Raw genomic sequence first — 17,473 nt, forward strand, 5'->3', positions numbered from 1 at the left:
ACCGCTTCGGCATGCAGGGGGTCACTCTGGAGATCCCCGGTGGGCTGGTGGAGCCGGGAGAGGATCCGGCGGTGGCGGCGGCGCGGGAGCTGGAGGAGGAGACGGGCTACGTGGCGGGCCGGGTGGTGCCGCTGGGCTCGGTGCACCCCAACCCGGCGCTGCAAGCCAACCGGTGCCACTCGTTCCTGGCGCTGGACTGCGTGAAGCGCCACGAGGGCCGGCAGGACCACGGCGAGGACATCACCGTGGAGCTGTTCCCTCGCGCGGAGGTGCCTCGACTCATCCTCGAGGGGAAGATCACCCACTCGCTGGTGGTGGTGGCCTTCTTCCTGGAGCGGCTGCGCGCTGAGGCTCCCAAGTAGCTGAGCGTTCCTGCATGCTGGAGGCATGAGCAGAGCTCCTTCGTGGGTGCGCCTGGCCCTACCTTCCCGCAAAGCAGACGGCGACACCCGCCTGCTGAAGAACAAGGCCCAATTGGACGCGAATGGCGACCCCGTATTCGACAAAAGCCCAGGCAACGGTCCCAGGTTCCTCCTCGACGGCACGCTGATCAAGCGATACGTGCCGCCAAGTGTGAGCTTTCCGTAGAAGACAGGGACCGATGGAAGATGGCACTCAAGATAGATGTAGCGCAGATTCGCGATGAGTTGGTGAAGGCTTTCAGATTCGGAGAAGAGGCCCGAGTGCGCGAACTGATACCGCAACTGGGCAGCGGACCCAAACAGGTGAGGGCCGAGCTGGAAGCCATGCTGAGGAATGAGGATTCTCTCGTGAGACAGGCGGCAGCGTTTGGCCTAGGTGAGTTAGGCGGAGCAGCAAGCGTCAGGCGATTGGAGGAACAGCTCACCATCGAAGAAGCACGCGGGAGTTATGGCGGCGACGCTGTCATAGAGGACATCGTCCGGGCGCTAGGGCGCATTGAGGGAGCGAGTGCACGAACTCCTCTGGTCCGCAGACTGGAGCGACTGGCGGCCACGCCCCAGCCCGAACCCTCGGATGTTATCTGGTTGGCACGCGCCCTCTGGAAACGACGACACTCCGATATGCTCCCTGTCGTCCGGCGCAGCCTGGAAACAATTTCGCTGCCTGCGCCCCATGGGTTGCATGGGTTGTTGCCATTGCTGGAAAAGTCTCCAGCCGATCTGGATGCATGGGCGCGCGACCCAATGGTTCCTATTGCCCATAAGATCGAAGTGCTCGTGGTGCTTGAGGAGGATGTCCCGGATACGCTGATACCGATCCTGCCCGCGTTCATCTCCACAGCCGAAGCATTGAGCGAACCATCGTTGCGCCAGAGTCGCGACGAGACCTACTACTGTGAGCACTTGCTTCGCCTGCTGCTCGCGGATCGTGAGCGCCTGCTGCCCGCGCTCCCGGCGAACGCCCGTTCGGCGGCGCGCACCGTCGCGCGCAGACTCATCACTGTGACCTTTCCCAATCCGTCTACTGCAGCCGCAGTCGTGCTGGGAATTATCGGGCGTCCCGAGGATGCGGTCTTCCTGGAAGCCCACTGTCCAGAGTACCCGACCCTGGCCAAGGTCTTTCGTGACGCCGCGCAGGCGCTACGAGCCCTCCACTGAGTTGCGCTGAGTGGAGGGCTCCGCCAGCGTGCCCCGCTACGGCGCCGGGGCCGGTTCGCAGCCGCAACCGCACGCGTCGAAGAACGCCTGTTCCCCCGTGTTGCACATGAACCGGAGCGTCGCGCACTGCGTGGGATCCTGCGAGACGTAGCGCCGGTTCGGATCCTGGTAGTTGCAGGCGGCCTTCGCGGGCTGGCACCCGCAGCCACAATCGTTGAAGAACGCCGTGTAGCCCTCGGAGCACCGGACGTCGGTCGCCGCGCACTTGTCGGGCTCCCGCGAGACGTAGCTCAGCCGCGGATCCTGGTCGTCTTCACACTTGGGCTTCTTGTCCTTGTCCGGCTCGGCGCAGATGCCGCCGCAGTCGCGCCCACCCGCGTTCGGATCGCAGTCGTCGTTCGGATCATCCACGCAGAGGAGGCCCTCGGGGCACGGGATGTTGGCGAAGCCTCCGCAGAACTGCCCCTCCCCCGGCTTCTTCTCCTTCGTCGCATTGGTATCGGAGAAGGCCACGCTCTCCTGAGCAGCCTCGGCGTCCGTAGAACATGCCATCTGCTCGGCAGCCCCCAGGCACAGCAGTCCTAGCGCCAGCAATCGAATGGACATGAAATCCCCCTTTCAGCCGCGTGAGATGGCCCTCCGGGGGGGCATCCGGAAGGGGGGAGGCAAGCGGACAGCCTCTCCTCCGGGAGCCTCCCCCCCCACCCTCTCGGCAGGCTCCCGCCGCGCAGGTCTTGCGCCCTCGCGCACCCCTTGCGCACCCGGGCTGCCTTTCCGCTGGCGCTCCCAGCGCGAGGGCCGCTGGCTCGGAACATGAAGGAAGGGGCTCTCTCTTGCCCTCCCTGGAGCCCCCGACATGAATGCTGCGCCATCCCCGGGCTCCCACGCGTATGTTCTCCCGAGCCCCATGGCGCAAGGACTCGACACAGAGGAGGCGGCTCGCCGCCTGCGGGAGTATGGCCCGAACGAGATCCACCGGGCGGCCGCTCGGCCGCGCTGGCGCGTCTTCCTGGAGCAGTTCCGCTCGCCAATGATCGGCTTGCTGCTGGCCGCCTGTGCCGTCTCCGCGCTGCTGGGCGAGCACGCGGATGCCATCGCCATTGGCACCATCGTCGTGCTCAACGCGATCATCGGCTACGCCCAGGAGTTCAAGGCCGAGCAGGCGCTGCTGGCCCTGCGCTCGCTCACCGCGCCTCGGGCCCGCGTCCAGCGCGATGGGTTCCCCGTGGTCCTGCCCGCGGCGGAGATCGTCCCTGGGGACGTGCTGCTCCTGGAGGCGGGGGATGTGGTGGCCGCGGACGCGCGCCTCGCGGAGGCCCACTCCCTGGCGACGAACGAGGCTCCCCTCACGGGCGAGAGCGTCCCGGTGGACAAGTCCACGCAGCCAGTGCCTCAGGACACTCCGCTCGCGCAGCGCACGAACCAGGTGTTCCTGGGGACGGCGGTGGCGCGCGGCACGGGCCTGGCGGTGGTGACAGCCACGGGCATGCGGACGGAGCTGGGCCACATCGCCCACCTGCTGGCCTCAGCGGAGGAGACGGAGACGCCGCTGCAGCGGAGGCTCACCCGGGTGACGAAGACATTGCTGCTCGCCTGCGTGGGCATCGTGCTGCTGGTGGGGGTGCTGGGGCTGCTGCGCGGCATGGGCTGGCTGGCGGTGCTGCTCTCCTCCATCTCGCTGGCGGTGGCGGCCGTGCCCGAGGGCCTTCCAGCGGTGGTGACCATCGCGCTCGCGATGGGCGTCCAGCGGATGGCGGCCCGGCACGCGCTGGTGCGCCGGCTCCAGGCGGTGGAGACGCTGGGCTCGGCGACGGTGGTGTGCACCGACAAGACGGGCACGCTCACCACCGGCGTCATGAAGGTGCGCGAGCTGTGGGGAGCCGACGAGCAGGCCCTCCTGAGGACGGCGGCGTCATGCAGTGACGCCTCCCTCGGGCCGGAAGGAAAAGAGGGCACGGGAGACCCCACGGAGCTGGCCCTGCTGCGAGCGGCAGCGGAGCGAGGCCTCCGGAGAGAGGACCTCGAGCGCGAGCACCCCCGCGTGGCCGTGCAGCCCTTCGACTCGGACCGCAAGCGCATGTCCGTGCTGCGCTCGGATGGAGTGCTCTCCGTGAAGGGCGCACCCGAGGTGCTGTTCTTGCTCTGCCGCCAGGGTACCGAGGGCGCCCGCGAGGCAGCCGAGGCCATGGCGTCGCGAGGCCTCCGGGTGCTGGCGGTGGCACGGGGCTCGGGCCCCGAGGAGGCCCGGCTCGAGCTGCTGGGCCTGGTGGGGATGGCGGACCCTCCCCGCCCCGAGGCGGTGGAGGCGGTAGCGGCGGCGCGGGCGGCGGGAGTCCGCACGGTGATGATCACAGGAGATCACCCGGTGACGGCGCTGGCCATCGGGAAGGAGCTGGGCATCGTGCGCGAGGGAGAGGATCCCTCCGAGCTCATCCACGCCCGTGTCACCGCCGAGGAGAAGCTGCGCATCGTCCGCCGGTGGAAGGAGCGCGGCGAGGTGGTGGCGATGACGGGGGATGGCGTGAACGACGCGCCCGCGCTGCGCGAGGCGCACATCGGCATCGCCATGGGGCGCACGGGCACCGAGGTGACGCGCGAGGCGGCGGACATCGTCCTCACGGATGACAACTTCGCCACCATCATCGCCGCCATCCGCGAGGGCCGCGCCATCTACGAGAACATCCGCAAGACGCTGGTGTACCTGCTGGTGGGCAACGTGGGCGAGCTGCTGGTGATGTTCATCGCCTCGCTGGTGGGCCTGCCGCTGCCGCTGGTGCCGCTCCAGCTCTTGTGGATCAACCTCGTGACGGACAGCCTGCCGGCGCTCGCGCTGGTGATGGATCCGGCCCGCGCGGAGCTGCTGGAGGATCCTCCTCGCCGCCCGGACGAGCCGATGCTTGGAGCGGCGCAGTGGCGCACCATCCTGGTGGTGGGCTTGATCGAGGCCTCGGTGGTGCTCGGCGTCTTCCTGTGGGCCAATCCCTCGGTGTACCTGGAGCGAGCCCGGGCGCTGGCCTTCTCCACGCTCATCTTCGCGGAGCTGATGCGCTCGTTCGCCGCGCGGAGCTCCACTCGCCTCTTCTGGGAGGTGGGCGCCTTCACCAACCGGGTGCTGCTCGGCGTCATCACCGTCTCCGTCCTGCTCCAAGGCGCGCTCTACCTCTTCCCTGCCGTACGGGGCCTCTTCGAGCTGGCCCCCCTGGGATGGCTGGATCTGGCGCTCGTGTTCGCGCTGGGGCTCATTCCGGTGACGGCCCTGGAGCTCGCCAAGCTGCTGCGCCGCTGGTTCCGCTCCCGCCCGGCGCACTGAGCCCGGCGGGGTTGCGCCGTCGCGCACTGAACGTCCTCGGCGTGTGTCTCCTGGCGAGCACTTCACTGAGAGCAAGGGGTCGGCAGTCCGGAGGGCCGTTCCTAGCTTGACTCTCAAGACCCCCACCGGAGCCAGCGTTCCATGATTGGGCTCGCAGAGACCTACCCGATGAGCGCAAGTGTGCCCCTCCCCGCAGTGCGACGGTGGGTCGTGTTCGAGCACACCGTCGAAGGACTCTTCCTCGTGGCCCTGCGCGGCCGGCTCTCGGCGGCGGCGGCGGCGAGCCTGCGCCGGACGGGGCTGGACCTGTCGAAGAAGCTCCTGCCGGCCTATCCCTTCGAGATCTGGAAGCAGTGCCTGGAGATCGCCGTCCGGGATCTCTACTCGCACCTGCCGCGGCCCGAGGCGTGGCGGCGGATCGGCCACGCCCTCGTGGAGGGCATGGCGCGGACGGTGATCGGCCGGGCGACGGCGGGAGTGGCGCGGCTGCTCGGGCCGCTCCGGGCGCTGCGGCGGCTGGAGGCCACCCTGAAGAGCGCGGACAACTACGTGGAGGCGCGCATCACCGAGCGCTCCGCCACCTGCCTCGAGGTGTCGATCAACGAGGTGATGGGCCAGCCCACCTACTACCAGGGCATCCTGGAGGCGAGCCTGGCCATGACGGGAGCCAAGGGAGGCCGGGTGGAGCTGCTCTCGTGCGAGGGCGGCGGCGCCACCTTCCGCGTGCAGTGGAGCCCGTAGCCCCGCTCAGCGCTTGGAGCCCTTGCGGCCGCGGTTCCAGGTGCCGGAGCGGCCACCGGACTTGTGCTCGAGCTGCACCTGCTCGATGACCATGCCCCGATCCACGCTCTTGCACATGTCGTAGACGGTGAGGGCCGCCGCGCACGCCGCGGTGAGGGCCTCCATCTCCACGCCGGTGCGATCCACGGTGCGCACCTGGACGCGGACCTCCAGCCCGGCCTCGAAGGGCTCGAGCGTCACCTCCACGCCGGACAGCGCGATGGGGTGGCACAGCGGCACCACGTCCGGAGTGCGCTTGGCGGCCATGATCCCGGCGAGCCGGGCCGCGGCCAGCACATCCCCCTTCTCCACCTTGCCCTGCTGGATGCGCGCCAGCGTGGCGGGGAGCATGCGCAGGCGCGAGGTGGCCACCGCCACGCGCTCCGTCTTCTTCTTGCCCCCCACGTCCACCATCTTCACCGCTTCACCCCCTGGGCCACGGCGGCCAGCAGGTCCTCGACGATGTCCTCGGGATCCTCCAGGCCCACGGAGACGCGGATGAGGCTCTCGTGGATGCCGGCCGCGGCACGCTCCTCGGGAGTCATCCGGCGCGCGCTGGCGCTGGCCGCGTGCATGACGAGCGTGCACACGTCCCCGAGCGACGGCCCGGGCCGAGCCACCTTCAGCGCCTCCAGGAAGCGATAGCCCTCGGGCCGGCCCGCGCCTTTGATCTCGAAGGCGACCATGGGGCCGAAGCCGCCCTCCAGCACCTCGCGAGCCACGGCGTGATGGGGGTGCGAGGGCAGGCCCGGATAGAGCACGCGCTCCAGCAGCGGAGACTCCGCGAGCCGCCGGGCCACATGCGCGGCGTTCTCGAAGTGAGCCTTCATCCGCACGTGCAGGGTGCGCAGGCCGCGCTGGGTGAGCCACGCCTCGAAGGGCCCGAGCACATCTCCCGCCATCAGCCGCAGGGAGCGCAGCGGAGCCAGCCGCTCGCGCGAGCCGCTCACCGTGCCGGCCAGGGCGTCGCTATGGCCGTTGATCCACTTCGTGGCGGACTGGACGGCATAGTCCGCGCCCAGCGCGAGCGCGCGCTGCCCATAGGGAGACGGGAAGGTGGCATCCACCGCGAGCGTGGCCCCCACCTGCTTGCACGCCCTGGCCAGGGCGCGGAGGTCCGGCACGGAGAGCAGCGGGTTGGTGATGCTCTCGGCGAGCACATACTTGGGCCGCAGCTCGACGATTCGCTCGGGCGCCTTCGGATCGCTGAGGATGAGCGCGTGCAGCTCCACGCCCGCGCGGGCACACAGCGTCTTGTACAGCAGGCGCGAGACGCCGTAGCCGTCCCCGGGCATGACAATGCGGTCCCCGGCCTTGAGGTTCTGCACCTCGAAGACAGCCCGAAGCGCCGCCATACCGCTGGCGTAGGAGACGCACGCCTCGGCGCCCTCGAGCGCCGCCACGGACTCCTCCAGCAGCGCGGTGTTCTGGGCGCTGATGCGTGAGTAGACGTAGTCCTTGCCGTCCAGGGCCCCGTCCAGCTCCTCGCTGCTGTCGAACCAGCCCACGGTCGACATATGGATGGCGGGCACCAGCGGCTGGGATGTGCTACCCGCCAACCGGCTCCCCGCGTGTACCGCCACTGTCCTGGGATTCAGCCGCTTCTCGCTCATGGCTCTCGTCTGGAGGGGGGGGCTGGGGCTCACTCGCCCTGCTCGATCAGCCAGCGCTCGGCTTCGATGGCGGCCATGCAGCCAGTGCCCGCGGCGGTGATGGCCTGCCGGTAGACGCTGTCCTGCACGTCTCCGCAGGCAAACACGCCGGCGATGTTGGTCCGGGTGCTGCCCGGCTCCGTCTTCAGGTAGCCGTTCTGGTGCGTCTCCAGCACGCCCTGGAAGAGCTGGGTGTTGGGCACATGGCCGATGGCGACGAACAGGCCCGTGGCCTTGAGCAGCTGCGTGTCGTTCGTCTTCATATTGCGCACCACCGCCCCCGTCATCCCCTTCTCGTTGCCGAGCACCTCGTCCACCACGCTGTTCCACATGACGGAGATCTTCGGGTTCTTCAGCACGCGCTCCTGCATGATCTTCGAGGCGCGGAAGGTGTCCCGGCGGTGCAGCAGGGTGACGTGGCCGACGATCTTCGCCAGGTACGTGGCCTCCTCCATGGCGGTGTCGCCGCCGCCCACCACCAGCACGTCCTGCTTCTTGAAGAAGGCGCCGTCACACGTGGCGCAGGCGGACACGCCCCGGTTCTTGAAGGTGTCCTCGCCCTTGACGCCCAGCCACTTGGCGCTGGCGCCCGTGGCGATGATGACCGTCTCCGAGCGGTAGCTCACGCTCTCGCCCTGGATGAGGAAGGGGCGCGAGGACAGGTCCACCTTGACGACATTCTCCATGTGGATGCGGGTGCCAAAGCGCTCGGCCTGCTTCTGGAAGCGCTCCATGACCTCGGGGCCTGTAATCCCCTCGGGGAAGCCCGGGTAGTTCTCCACGTCCGTGGTGATCATGAGCTGGCCGCCGGGCACCCGCTGCGGGTCCTCGAGCGTGGGCCCGCCCGCGAACATCACCGGCTCCAGGTTCGCGCGAGCCGCATAGATGGCCGCGGTGTAGCCCGCAGGTCCCGAGCCAATGATGGTCACCTTGTTGATCTTCTCGTCCGCCACGGCTGTAGCTCCTCTCGGAAGGGGGCCGGAAAGTACCAGAGCGCCCGGAGCGCGTGGTACGAAGGTGCTCCATGGATGCCTCCTTCCTCAAAAAGGTTGCGCTCTTCGAGGGCTTGACCCAGGGCCAGCTCGCCAAGGTGGCCTCCATCGCCCAGCCCCAGCAGTTCGAGGCCGGCGCCTTCATCTTCCGCGAGGGAGACACAGGTCAGGAGATGTATGTCATCGCCGAGGGGCGGGTGCGCATCTCCAAGAACGTGCCGGGGATTGGCGAGGAGGCGCTCGCCATCCTGGAAAAGGGCCAGTATTTCGGGGAGATGGCGGTGATTGATGACCACCCGCGCTCGGCGGACGCCATCGCCCACACGGGGTGTACGGTCTGGGCGATTGAGCGCTCGAAGCTGGACCAGCTGATGTTCACGGACAAGGAGCTGGCCTACGTGCTGCTGTGGACCTTCGTCCGCACGCTCTCCGGGCGGCTCCGGGAGACGGGCGACAAGATCAAGGCGTTCTTCGCCATCTCGCGCTTCTGAGCGGCCTGCGCCATGCTGGGCGAGCAACCCGCCTCGGAGGCGTCCATGCCCGACACCTATCGCATCGCGCGGCTCCCCATCCGGCTGCGCGGCTTCATCTCGCCGGACACGAACTCGCAGTTCGAGGGCTTCGTCGAGCCGGGCGACTACTTCGTGCTCGAGGAGAAGCCGGGCTTCCCCACTCCGGACACGGACTACGCGCGGCTCGAGGTGCCCACCCTGGGCGCCCTGGACACGTGGATCTGCGTGCGCTCCAGCGCCCAGCGGTTCGCGGAGCTTCGCGATGAGGACAAGCCGCCCCCGGCCGTGCGGCTGCCCTTCGACACCGAGCCGCTCGCCGTGGACGAGGGGCGGCTGACCACCCTGCTGGCGGACTTCCGGGACTACCGCTACGAGCTCGACGAGCCGCGCTACCCGTGGCCGCTGCCGAACATCCGCCTGCCGGTGGCGCCGCCCCAGGTCAACAACTGCTGCACGTTCGCCGAGGCGCTGACGGTGAAGGCGTTCGCCGACGCGCACGGCTCGGCCTTCACGTGGGATGCCACCCGCCACCGGCAGATGATGATCTCCTCCACGGAGGACTACTTCTCGCCGACGACGGCCGCCATCGAGAGCGGGATGGCCCTCCACGCGCCGAGCCCGGAGGTGCCGCCGCACCCGTGGACGATGATTCAAGGCTGGCGCAACCAGTGGCGCGACGGGCACACCTTCCTGATCGTCGACCACCACCCCGAGACGGACAAGGTGCTGATCCTCGAGTCCAACTGCGCCCATGGGCTCGACGGCGTCGGCTACCGGGGCATTGGCAACCTGCGCGACAAGGGGCTCCAGCCGCCCGCGAAGTGGTGGACCCTGGACAGCGTGTGGACGTGGCGCAAGGTCCGCACCACGTACCTCTTCCGGCAGCAGGCCTGGCTCAAGGTCAAGAACCGCAAGCTGTCCGGGCTCGAGGGCGCTCCCCGCTGAGCAAGGGCCATGAACCCGCTCTGGATGCTCGAGACGCCCTCCCCGCCCGCGGATGCTCGCATCCAGTACGGGGAGAAGGCACACCAGTTCGGGGACCTGCGCCGGCCTCGTGGCCCCGGTCCCCACCCAGTCGTTGTCATGGTGCACGGGGGCTTCTGGCGTGCCCGGTATGATCTGGAGCACGTGGGCCACCTGTGCGCGGACCTCGCGCGGCGCGGCTACGCCACCTGGAGCCTCGAGTACCGGCGCGTTGGCCACGAGGGCGGAGGGTGGCCGGGCACTTTCGAGGATGTCGCTCGGGGCCTGGACTTCCTGCGCACCCTGGCGGGATCCCACCCGCTGGATCTGTCACGCGTGGTGACCATGGGGCACTCCGCGGGAGGACACCTGGCGCTCTGGCTCGCCGCGCGTGCGCGCCTCCGCCCGGGAGAGCCGCTCCACACCTCGGAGCCGTTCATACCTCGCGGCGTGGTGGCGCTCGCCGGCGTGGTGGACCTCGAGCGAGGCCACGCGCTGCGGCTGAGCCATGACATCGTGACGGAGTTCCTCGGAGGCTCGCCCACCCAGGTGCCCGAGCACTACCGCCTCGGCTCTCCCGCCGCGCTCGCGCCGCTCGGAGTGAGACAGGTCCTCATCCACGGCACCGAGGACGACACCGTCCCCTTCTCCCTCAGCGCCGGCTACCACGCCCGCGCGGCGGCGCTCGGGGATGACGTGCGGCTCATCCCGCTCCCAGGCGCCGGCCACTTCGAGCCCATCAACCCGCTGGCGAAGGAGTGGCCCCAGGTGGTGCAGGCCGTCTCCTCGCTGCTGTGAGCGCCCCGGCGCGCCTCAGAAGCCCTTCATCCACCCGCCATCAATGGCGATGGACTGGCCGGTGATGTAGCCCGCGCGATCCGAGGCCAGGAACGTCACCAGCGCGGCCAGCTCCTCCGGGCGGCCCAGCCGCTTGGCCGGGATCTGCGCCGTCATCTGCGCCAGGGGGAGCTTGAACTCCCGCAGGCGCTCGGTGTCGTGGTAGCCGGGCAGCACGGAGTTGACGGTCACGCCGTGCTCGGCCAGCTCGAGGCTCGAGGTCTTCGTGAGCGCCAGCATTCCGGCTCGGAAGCCGCTGGAGATGCTGAGCCACGGCTGGGGCTCGCGTGCGTACACCGAGGTGAGGAGGATGATGCGGCCCCACTTGCCCTGCTTCATCACCGGGGCGGCGGCGCGGATGGCCTCCACGGCGCTCATCCACAGGCTCTGGAAGCCCTCCTGCCACTGCTTGTCGGTGACCTCCAGGATGCCGCCCGACGGCGGGCCGCCGGTGTTGATGACGAGGATGTCCAGGCCCCCGAGCGCCTCCTTCACCTTGTCCACCACGCTCTGGGTGGCCCCCGGCATGGAGAGATCCGCCGCGACTCCGAGCGCGGCGCCCATGTTCGCGGCGGCGGCGCGGATCCGCTCCTCGCTGCGCGAGCAGAGCGCCACCCGCGCCCCCTCCCTCACCATCTCCGAGGCCACGGCGAACCCCAGCCCCGCCGAGGCCCCCAGCACCAGGGCCCGCTTACCCTTCAAGCCTAAATCCATCCGAGTGCTCCTCTACGAAGGGAACGAGCCGCTCGCGGACGAGCCGGGCAGCGCGATCCAGATCCACTTCCTCCGCGCGGGAGAGGCCCTCGGACAGCTCGGACACAATCCCTCCGGCGATGGAGCCCACCTCGTACGCCAGGCGATACGGCACGCGGCTGAAGCTCACCAGAGTATAGCGGCTGAGGAACTGTCCCGGGAACGCGTTGAGCAGCAACTTCTCCACCTGCTTCTCCAGCAGGAAGCGCGGGTTGGCGGTGCTGTCGCGCATCTCGATGAAGTTCTCCACGGCCATGTCGGCGATGGCGTCCGCGTTGGACTTGCGCAGGCGGAAGAACTCGGAGAAGGCCTCCTCCCAGCGCGAGTGGCGCGAGAGCAGCCCATCGAGCACCCCGCAGTCCTCGAAGCCGCAGTTCATCCCCTGCCCGAAGAAGGGGACGATGGCATGCGCCGCGTCTCCCAGCACCAGCGCCCGGCCGCCCACATGCCACGGCTCGCTCTTCACGGTCACCATGGACCCGGTGGGGTGGTGGAAGAAGTCGTGGGTGAGTTCGGGGATAAGTGGGAGGGCGTCCGGGAACTTCTCCTGGAAGAAGGCGGAGACCTTCCCGGGAGAATCCAGCGACGCGAAGCTCACCGGCCCCTCGAAGGGCAGGAAGAGCGTGCAGGTGAAGCTGCCATCCTCGTTCGGCAGGGCGATCAGCATGAACGAGCCCCGCGGCCAGATGTGCAGCGCGTGCTTCTCCATGCGGAAGGAGCCGCCCGGGCCCGCGGGAATGGTGAGCTCCTTGTAGCCGTGGCTGAGCAGCTCCTGGGTGGACTGGTAGCCCGGCCGCCGGGCCATCTCCTGCCGCACCGCCGAGCCCGAGCCATCCGCTCCGAGCAGCACCGTGGCGCGCTCCTCGCGGGTGGCGCCGCTCGCCTCGTCCAGCACGGAGAGCGCGCCCGAGTCGAAGTCCACGTGCTGGAGGCGCTGCTTGAAGCGGATGCGGACCCGGCCAGTGCCCTCGGCGTGCGTCATGAGGTACTGGTTGAGCCAGGCCCGGGAGATGCTGTTGATGTGCTGCGAGTCATCCTTGCCGTAGGGCTGCAGCGCCAGCGCTCCGGACACGGGGTGGATCATCCGCCCGCGCATGGGGATGGCGTGCCGCCGGGCCTCTTCCTCCAGCCCCACCTGCCGGAGCGCATACAGCCCCCGGGCGGAGATGGCGAGGTTGATGGAGCGTCCGGCGTCCACTGTCTCCCGCCGCATGTCGGGCCGCCGCTCGAGCACCTCCACCTGGAAGCCGCGCCGAGCCAGGAACAAGGCCATCAGCGAGCCGACGAGGCCCGCTCCAGCCACGGTGACGGTCTGGGTCCGATCAATCTCGTGCATGGTCCTCGAGGATCCTCACGAAGCGGTACACATCGAGAAAGCTGCAGTAGAGGGGAGCAGGGGCGGCGCGGATGACGTCTGGCTCGCGGAAGTCACAGAAGGCGCCGGCCTCGGTGAGCCGGGCCAGCAGCTTCCGGGGCTCCTTGCGGAAGCGCAGCGAGAGCTGCGAGCCGCGCTGCTTCATGTCCCGAGGCGTGACGATGCGGACGATCCCCGGCGGGAGCCTGTCGAGCAGGAACTCCAGGTAGCGGGTGAGCAGGTCGCCCTTGAGGCGGAGCGCGGGCATCGTCGCCTGATCGAACAGCTCCATGGACGCGCGCAGCGCCGCGAGCTGGAGGATGGGCGGGTTGGACAGTTGCCACCCCTCGGCGCCTGGCAGCGGCACGAAGTTGGGCCCCATCTCGAAGCGCGTGGTCTTGTCGTGGCCCCACCAGCCCTCGAAGCGGGGGATGCCCGGCATGTGGGCGTGGCGCTCGTGGACGAAGACGCCGCCCAGCGTCCCCGGGCCACCGTTGAGGTATTTGTACGAGCACCACACGGCGAAGTCCGGCCCATCGTCATGCAGCGACAGCAGCAGGTTGCCGGCGCCGTGCGCCAGATCGAACCCCACGCGGCAGCCCCGCTCGTGCGCGGCGCGGGAGATGGCCTTCATGTCGTAGGCCTGGCCGGTGAGGTAGTTCACGTTGCCCATCAGCACGAGGGCGATCTCCGGCCCGCGCCGATCGAGGGTGTCGAGGATGTCCTCCAGCCGCAGCGTGTCCTCGCCGGGGCGTGGCTCCAGGCGAATGATGGCCTCGTTCGGATCAAAGCCGTGGAAGCGCGCCTGCGAGGCCACCGCGTACTGATCCGACGGGAAGGCGCCGCCCTCGATGAGGATGCGGAAGCGCTCACGCGTGGGGCGGTAGAAGGACACCATCATCAGGTGGAGGTTCACCGAGAGGGTGTTCATCACCACCACCTCGAGAGGCAGGGCGCCCACCAGGCGCGCCGTCTGTCCGGTCAAGGTCTCGTGGTAGGGCAGCCACGGGTGGCGGGCGTGGAAGTGGCCCTCCACACCGAACCGCTCCCAGTCCTCCAGCTCCTCCATGACGTACTGCCGTGTCTTGCGAGGCTGGAGCCCCAGCGAGTTGCCCACCATGTAGACGACGGGCTCGCCATCCTTGCGCCGGGGGAAGAGGAACTCGTCCCGGAAGTGGCGCAGGGGGTCCTCGGCATCCATGCGCCGGGCGAAGGCCTCGCCCTCCTCGAAGTGCACCGCGACAGGATTCATCATGAACCGAACTCCTCGCGCGAGCGCCCGAGCCACTCAAGCGCATTGCGCCACAGGAGCCGCTCGCGAAGGGAAGGCTCCAGGTCCGTCAGGGACTCGATCAGGGTGCCCGGACGGTCCTCGCCGAGCGGGAACGGGTAGTCACTGCCGAGCGCCACCTTCTCGGAGCCGAACAGCTTCACGATGAAGCGCAGCGTGTCCGCGTCATGGACGAGCGAGTCCACCCAGAACCGCCCGAGGTAATCGCGTGGCGGCACCTTGTTGTCCACGGCGACCAGATCCGGCCGGGCGTCGAAGCCATGCTGGAGGCGGCCGAACGTCCCGGGGAACGCGCCACCGCCGTGAGCGAAGGCGAGCCGCAGCCGGGGCAGCCGCTCCAGCGTGCCGGAGAAGATGAGCGTGGAGATGGCAATGGCCACCTCGGCGGGCATGCCCACCAGCCACGGCATCCAGTACTTCTCCGTCCGCGCGCCGCCGAGCATGTCCCACGGGTGGACGAACACCGCCGCGCCCAGCTCCGCCGCGGCCTCGAAGAACGGGAAGAGCGCGGGGTCTCCCAGGTTGGTGCCGTTGACGTGCGAGCCGATCTGCACCCCGGCCAGCCCCAGCTCGCGCATGCAGCGCTCCAGCTCGCGCACGGCCAGCGGGACGCTCTGCAAGGGCACGGTGCCCAGCCCGGCGAAGCGGCGAGGGCTGCCGCGCACCACCGAGGCCAGGTGATCATTGAGGAAGCGGGATAGATCCAACCCGTGCTCGGGCTTGGTCCAGTAGCTGAACATCACTGGCACGGTGGAGAGCACCTGGAGGGAGACTCCCGCCGCATCGCACTCCTTCAGGCGCAGCGCCGGGTCCCAGCAGTTGCTCTCGATCTCACGGAAGAACTTCCCATCATCGCGCAGCATCCGAGCCCGGCACGGCGCGTGGTGCTCCAGGGTGATGAACCCGCCATAGCCATAGCGCTCGGCGAAGCGAGGCAGCTCGGCGGGGAGCAGGTGCGTGTGGATGTCGATCTTCACTTGCCGCCGCTCCGAGTCATCTGGAAGCCGCACTGCTTGCAGGTGCAGTGCGCGAGATCGCTGTAGAAGCGATCGAACACGGGCGGCAGCTGCGTGACGATGTCGCTGACGTGGAGGAACTCCTCGTACAGCTTGCTGTCACACCGGGGGCAGAACCACGCGAAGCCGTCCAGCTCGTGGGGCTGGCGCCGCCGCTCGATGACCAGACCCACCGAGCCCGCGGGCCGCTGCGGCGAGTGCGGCACCTTCGGAGGCAGCAGGAAGATGTCGCCCTCGCGGATGGGCAGATCGCGCGGCTTGCCGTCCTCGATGATGCGCAGGTTGATGTCGCCCTCAAGCTGGTAGAAGAACTCCGCGCTCTCGTCGATGTGGAAGTCGGTGCGCGAGTTCGGCCCGCCCACCACCATCACGATGAACTCCTGATCCTTCCACACCAACTGGTTGCCCACCGGCGGCTTGAGCAGGTGGCGGTGCTCATCGATCCACTTCTTGAAGTTGAAGGGCGGCAGCAGGGCCATGGCTCAATCTCCGATGGTGGCGATGCACTTCAGTTCGATGGCGATGGGCGTGGGCAAGGCGTTGATCTCCAGCGTGGTGCGGCACGGCGGGTTCTGGCTGAAGTACTGCGCCCACAGCCGGTTGTAGATGGGGAAGTCCGCCTTCATGTTCGTGAGGTAGACGGTGACATCCACCAGCTTGTCCCACGACGAGCCCGCCTCCTCGAGGATGTAGCGCACGTTGCGGAACACCGAGTGACACTGCGCCTCGATGTCATAGGAGACGATGTGGCCCTGGGCATCCAGCTCCACGCCGGGGATCTTCTTGGAGCCGCGCTCGCGAGGCCCCACGCCCGACAGGAACAGGAGGTTTCCCACGCGCCGGGCATGGGGATAGAGGCCCACCGGCTCGGGGGCCCGCTTCGAGTCGATCCGCTCGTCCTGGCTCATAGCTTCACGCACACATTCTTGGGCTCGGTGAAGAAGCGCAGCGCCTCGAGGCCGCCCTCGCGCCCCACTCCCGAGTCCTTCACGCCACCAAACGGCGTGCGCAGATCCCTCAGCATCCAGCAGTTGATCCAGACGATGCCGCTGTGCAGCTTCGCGGCGAAGCGGTGGGCCCGGCTCAAGTCCTTCGTCCACACGCTGGCGGCCAGCCCGTAGTTGGTGGAGTTGGCCCAGGCGAGCACCTCCTCCTCCTTCTCGAAGGGAGTGAGGGTGGCCACCGGGCCGAAGATCTCCTCCTGGTTGGTGCGGCACTCGGGCCCGAGCCCCTCCACGAGCGTGGGCTCCACGAACCAGCCGTTGCGGCACCGGCCCTCCAGCTTCGCGCGAGCGCCGCCGGCGAGGATGCGGCCCCCCTCCTTGCGCGACAGCTCGATGTAGCTCATCACCTTGTCGAAGTGCTGCTGGGAGACGAGCGCGCCCTGATCGGTGCCGGACTCGAGCGGATCGCCCACCTTGAGCGCCCGCGTGCGAGCCACGAGCGCCTCCTTGAAGCGCTCGTAGATGGGGGCCTGGACGAAGATGCGCGGACCACAGAGGCAGATCTGCCCCTGGTTGGAGAAGGACGAGCGCATGGTGGTGGCGAGCGCCTCGTCGAAGTCGCAGTCGGCGAAGATGACGTTGGGGTTCTTGCCGCCCATCTCCAGGGAGATCTTCTTGAAGAGGGGCGCGGCGGTGCGGGCGATCTCGGCGCCCACCCGGGTGCTGCCCGTGAAGGAGATGGCGCGGATCTCCGGGTGGCGGCTCAGGGCGGCGCCGACCTTGTGGCCCAGGCCGTGGACGATGTTGAGCACCCCAGGCGGCAGCCCCACGTCGCGGCACACCTGTGAGAGCAGGAAGGCCGTCATGGGCGTCACCTCGGAGGGCTTGGCCACCACGCAGTTGCCGATGGCGAGCGCGGGGGCGATCTTCCAGGTGAACAGGTAGAGCGGCAGGTTCCACGGCGAGATGCAGCCGACGACTCCGAGCGGCGTGCGCAGGGTGTAGTTGAGCGCCACGGAGTCGGTGGCGTGGGCCTCGCTGGAGAACTGGGTGGCCGCGTCCGCGAAGAACTCGAAGTTGAGGATGCTGCGCGGGATGTCCACGGAGGAGGCCACCGAGAGCGGCTTGCCGGTGTCGATGGACTCGGCGCGAGCGAACTCGGCGGCGCGGGTGCGGACGGTGTCGGCGATGCGCCGCAGCAGGCGGGAGCGATCGACGGCGGGCGTAGCGGCCCAGGCGGGGGAGGCGTGCGAGGCGGCCTCGACGGCGCGAGCGACATCGGTCTCATCCGAGTCGGGGACGTGGGCGTAGAGCTCGGCGGTGGCGGGCTCGGGCTTGTCGAGCCACTGGTGCGCGCTGGGGGCTACCAGCTCGCCACCGATGTAGTTGAGGACCTTTTGCACGGCGGACTCCTCCTCTGGCTGCCGAGCGGGCGGATAGCACGGGGGACTCGCCGGGTCACGGCTCCCCTGCCCTGCTCCGCACTGGA

At 68.9% G+C, this 17,473-nt stretch carries 18 protein-coding genes; 7 read left to right on the forward strand and 11 right to left on the reverse strand.

Features of this window, described 5'->3' with window-relative positions; translation table 11 throughout:
* Both ACJ8AT_RS04905 and ACJ8AT_RS04910 read left to right on the forward strand, forming a co-directional pair.
* Window positions 1-362: NUDIX hydrolase (locus ACJ8AT_RS04905; RefSeq protein WP_407736384.1), on the forward strand; the 362-nt coding region annotated here is incomplete at its 5' end.
* A gap of 246 nt (window positions 363-608) precedes the next feature.
* A complete protein-coding gene (locus tag ACJ8AT_RS04910; protein WP_407736385.1) occupies window positions 609-1,580 on the forward strand; it encodes a HEAT repeat domain-containing protein in 972 nt (323 codons plus the stop codon).
* A gap of 36 nt (window positions 1,581-1,616) precedes the next feature.
* Here ACJ8AT_RS04910 and ACJ8AT_RS04915 read toward each other — a convergent pair whose 3' ends face one another.
* Complete coding sequence (locus ACJ8AT_RS04915) at window positions 1,617-2,186, reverse strand: hypothetical protein (RefSeq protein WP_407736387.1); 570 nt, start codon at window positions 2,184-2,186, stop codon at window positions 1,617-1,619.
* 301 nt (window positions 2,187-2,487) lie between these two features.
* Between ACJ8AT_RS04915 and ACJ8AT_RS04920 the strand changes: the two genes are divergently transcribed.
* Window positions 2,488-4,890, forward strand: coding sequence for a cation-translocating P-type ATPase (locus ACJ8AT_RS04920; protein ID WP_407736388.1), 2,403 nt, complete (start codon window positions 2,488-2,490; stop codon window positions 4,888-4,890).
* Between the two features lie 195 nt (window positions 4,891-5,085).
* A complete protein-coding gene (locus ACJ8AT_RS04925) occupies window positions 5,086-5,631 on the forward strand; it encodes a DUF2378 family protein (RefSeq protein WP_407736389.1) in 546 nt (181 codons plus the stop codon).
* A gap of 6 nt (window positions 5,632-5,637) precedes the next feature.
* On the opposite strand, the gene moaC is transcribed toward ACJ8AT_RS04925, so the two are convergent.
* From moaC to trxB, 3 genes are read right to left on the reverse strand one after another with little or no spacing between them, the layout of a single operon-like run.
* Complete coding sequence (gene moaC / locus ACJ8AT_RS04930) at window positions 5,638-6,090, reverse strand: cyclic pyranopterin monophosphate synthase MoaC (RefSeq protein WP_407736391.1); 453 nt, start codon at window positions 6,088-6,090, stop codon at window positions 5,638-5,640.
* Window positions 6,087-7,283, reverse strand: coding sequence for a trans-sulfuration enzyme family protein (locus ACJ8AT_RS04935; protein ID WP_407736392.1), 1,197 nt, complete (start codon window positions 7,281-7,283; stop codon window positions 6,087-6,089). Before ACJ8AT_RS04935 ends, moaC begins: the two co-directional genes overlap by 4 nt.
* A gap of 29 nt (window positions 7,284-7,312) precedes the next feature.
* Complete coding sequence (gene trxB, locus ACJ8AT_RS04940; protein WP_407736394.1) at window positions 7,313-8,275, reverse strand: thioredoxin-disulfide reductase; 963 nt, start codon at window positions 8,273-8,275, stop codon at window positions 7,313-7,315.
* 71 nt (window positions 8,276-8,346) lie between these two features.
* Here trxB and ACJ8AT_RS04945 point away from each other — a divergent pair, with 71 nt between their 5' ends.
* Genes ACJ8AT_RS04945 through ACJ8AT_RS04955 form a run of 3 tightly spaced genes read left to right on the forward strand, consistent with a single transcriptional unit; the run spans window position 8,347 to window position 10,587 of the window.
* Complete coding sequence (locus ACJ8AT_RS04945; protein WP_407736395.1) at window positions 8,347-8,805, forward strand: cyclic nucleotide-binding domain-containing protein; 459 nt, start codon at window positions 8,347-8,349, stop codon at window positions 8,803-8,805.
* 45 nt (window positions 8,806-8,850) lie between these two features.
* Entirely contained in the window at window positions 8,851-9,771 is a 921-nt protein-coding gene (locus ACJ8AT_RS04950) for a hypothetical protein (RefSeq protein ID WP_407736396.1), read from the forward strand.
* A gap of 9 nt (window positions 9,772-9,780) precedes the next feature.
* A complete protein-coding gene (locus ACJ8AT_RS04955; protein WP_407736398.1) occupies window positions 9,781-10,587 on the forward strand; it encodes an alpha/beta hydrolase family protein in 807 nt (268 codons plus the stop codon).
* A gap of 15 nt (window positions 10,588-10,602) precedes the next feature.
* Here ACJ8AT_RS04955 and ACJ8AT_RS04960 read toward each other — a convergent pair whose 3' ends face one another.
* Genes ACJ8AT_RS04960 through ACJ8AT_RS04990 form a run of 7 tightly spaced genes read right to left on the reverse strand, consistent with a single transcriptional unit; the run spans window position 10,603 to window position 17,387 of the window.
* Entirely contained in the window at window positions 10,603-11,340 is a 738-nt protein-coding gene (locus ACJ8AT_RS04960; protein WP_407736400.1) for an SDR family oxidoreductase, read from the reverse strand.
* Window positions 11,318-12,715, reverse strand: coding sequence for an FAD-dependent oxidoreductase (locus tag ACJ8AT_RS04965; RefSeq protein WP_407736401.1), 1,398 nt, complete (start codon window positions 12,713-12,715; stop codon window positions 11,318-11,320). The genes ACJ8AT_RS04960 and ACJ8AT_RS04965 overlap by 23 nt, the downstream gene beginning before the upstream one ends.
* Complete coding sequence (gene kynU / locus ACJ8AT_RS04970; RefSeq protein ID WP_407736445.1) at window positions 12,702-13,985, reverse strand: kynureninase; 1,284 nt, start codon at window positions 13,983-13,985, stop codon at window positions 12,702-12,704. Before kynU ends, ACJ8AT_RS04965 begins: the two co-directional genes overlap by 14 nt.
* Complete coding sequence (locus tag ACJ8AT_RS04975; RefSeq protein ID WP_407736402.1) at window positions 13,985-15,001, reverse strand: amidohydrolase family protein; 1,017 nt, start codon at window positions 14,999-15,001, stop codon at window positions 13,985-13,987. The genes kynU and ACJ8AT_RS04975 overlap by 1 nt, the downstream gene beginning before the upstream one ends.
* Window positions 14,998-15,519 carry a 3-hydroxyanthranilate 3,4-dioxygenase gene (nbaC, locus tag ACJ8AT_RS04980; RefSeq protein ID WP_407736403.1) on the reverse strand — a complete coding sequence of 174 codons (522 nt, stop codon included), beginning with the start codon at window positions 15,517-15,519 and terminating at the stop codon, window positions 14,998-15,000. Before nbaC ends, ACJ8AT_RS04975 begins: the two co-directional genes overlap by 4 nt.
* 3 nt (window positions 15,520-15,522) lie before the next feature.
* Window positions 15,523-15,948, reverse strand: coding sequence for a RidA family protein (locus ACJ8AT_RS04985; protein ID WP_407736404.1), 426 nt, complete (start codon window positions 15,946-15,948; stop codon window positions 15,523-15,525).
* Complete coding sequence (locus ACJ8AT_RS04990) at window positions 15,945-17,387, reverse strand: aldehyde dehydrogenase (protein ID WP_407736405.1); 1,443 nt, start codon at window positions 17,385-17,387, stop codon at window positions 15,945-15,947. The genes ACJ8AT_RS04985 and ACJ8AT_RS04990 overlap by 4 nt, the downstream gene beginning before the upstream one ends.
* Between the last annotated feature and the right edge of the window lie 86 nt (window positions 17,388-17,473).

It is taken from the genome of Hyalangium sp., assembly GCF_045802625.1.
GTDB lineage: Bacteria > Myxococcota > Myxococcia > Myxococcales > Myxococcaceae > Hyalangium.

Coding starts and splice junctions, on each gene's coding strand:
- ACJ8AT_RS04910 (WP_407736385.1), top strand. CDS start 609: ATGGCACTCAAGATAGATGTAGCGCAGATTCGCGATGAGTTGGTGAAG.
- ACJ8AT_RS04915 (WP_407736387.1), bottom strand. CDS start 2,186: ATGTCCATTCGATTGCTGGCGCTAGGACTGCTGTGCCTGGGGGCTGCC.
- ACJ8AT_RS04920 (WP_407736388.1), top strand. CDS start 2,488: ATGGCGCAAGGACTCGACACAGAGGAGGCGGCTCGCCGCCTGCGGGAG.
- ACJ8AT_RS04935 (WP_407736392.1), bottom strand. CDS start 7,283: ATGAGCGAGAAGCGGCTGAATCCCAGGACAGTGGCGGTACACGCGGGG.
- ACJ8AT_RS04945 (WP_407736395.1), top strand. CDS start 8,347: ATGGATGCCTCCTTCCTCAAAAAGGTTGCGCTCTTCGAGGGCTTGACC.
- ACJ8AT_RS04950 (WP_407736396.1), top strand. CDS start 8,851: ATGCCCGACACCTATCGCATCGCGCGGCTCCCCATCCGGCTGCGCGGC.
- ACJ8AT_RS04955 (WP_407736398.1), top strand. CDS start 9,781: ATGAACCCGCTCTGGATGCTCGAGACGCCCTCCCCGCCCGCGGATGCT.
- ACJ8AT_RS04960 (WP_407736400.1), bottom strand. CDS start 11,340: ATGGATTTAGGCTTGAAGGGTAAGCGGGCCCTGGTGCTGGGGGCCTCG.
- ACJ8AT_RS04965 (WP_407736401.1), bottom strand. CDS start 12,715: ATGCACGAGATTGATCGGACCCAGACCGTCACCGTGGCTGGAGCGGGC.
- kynU (WP_407736445.1), bottom strand. CDS start 13,985: ATGAATCCTGTCGCGGTGCACTTCGAGGAGGGCGAGGCCTTCGCCCGG.
- nbaC (WP_407736403.1), bottom strand. CDS start 15,519: ATGGCCCTGCTGCCGCCCTTCAACTTCAAGAAGTGGATCGATGAGCAC.
- ACJ8AT_RS04985 (WP_407736404.1), bottom strand. CDS start 15,948: ATGAGCCAGGACGAGCGGATCGACTCGAAGCGGGCCCCCGAGCCGGTG.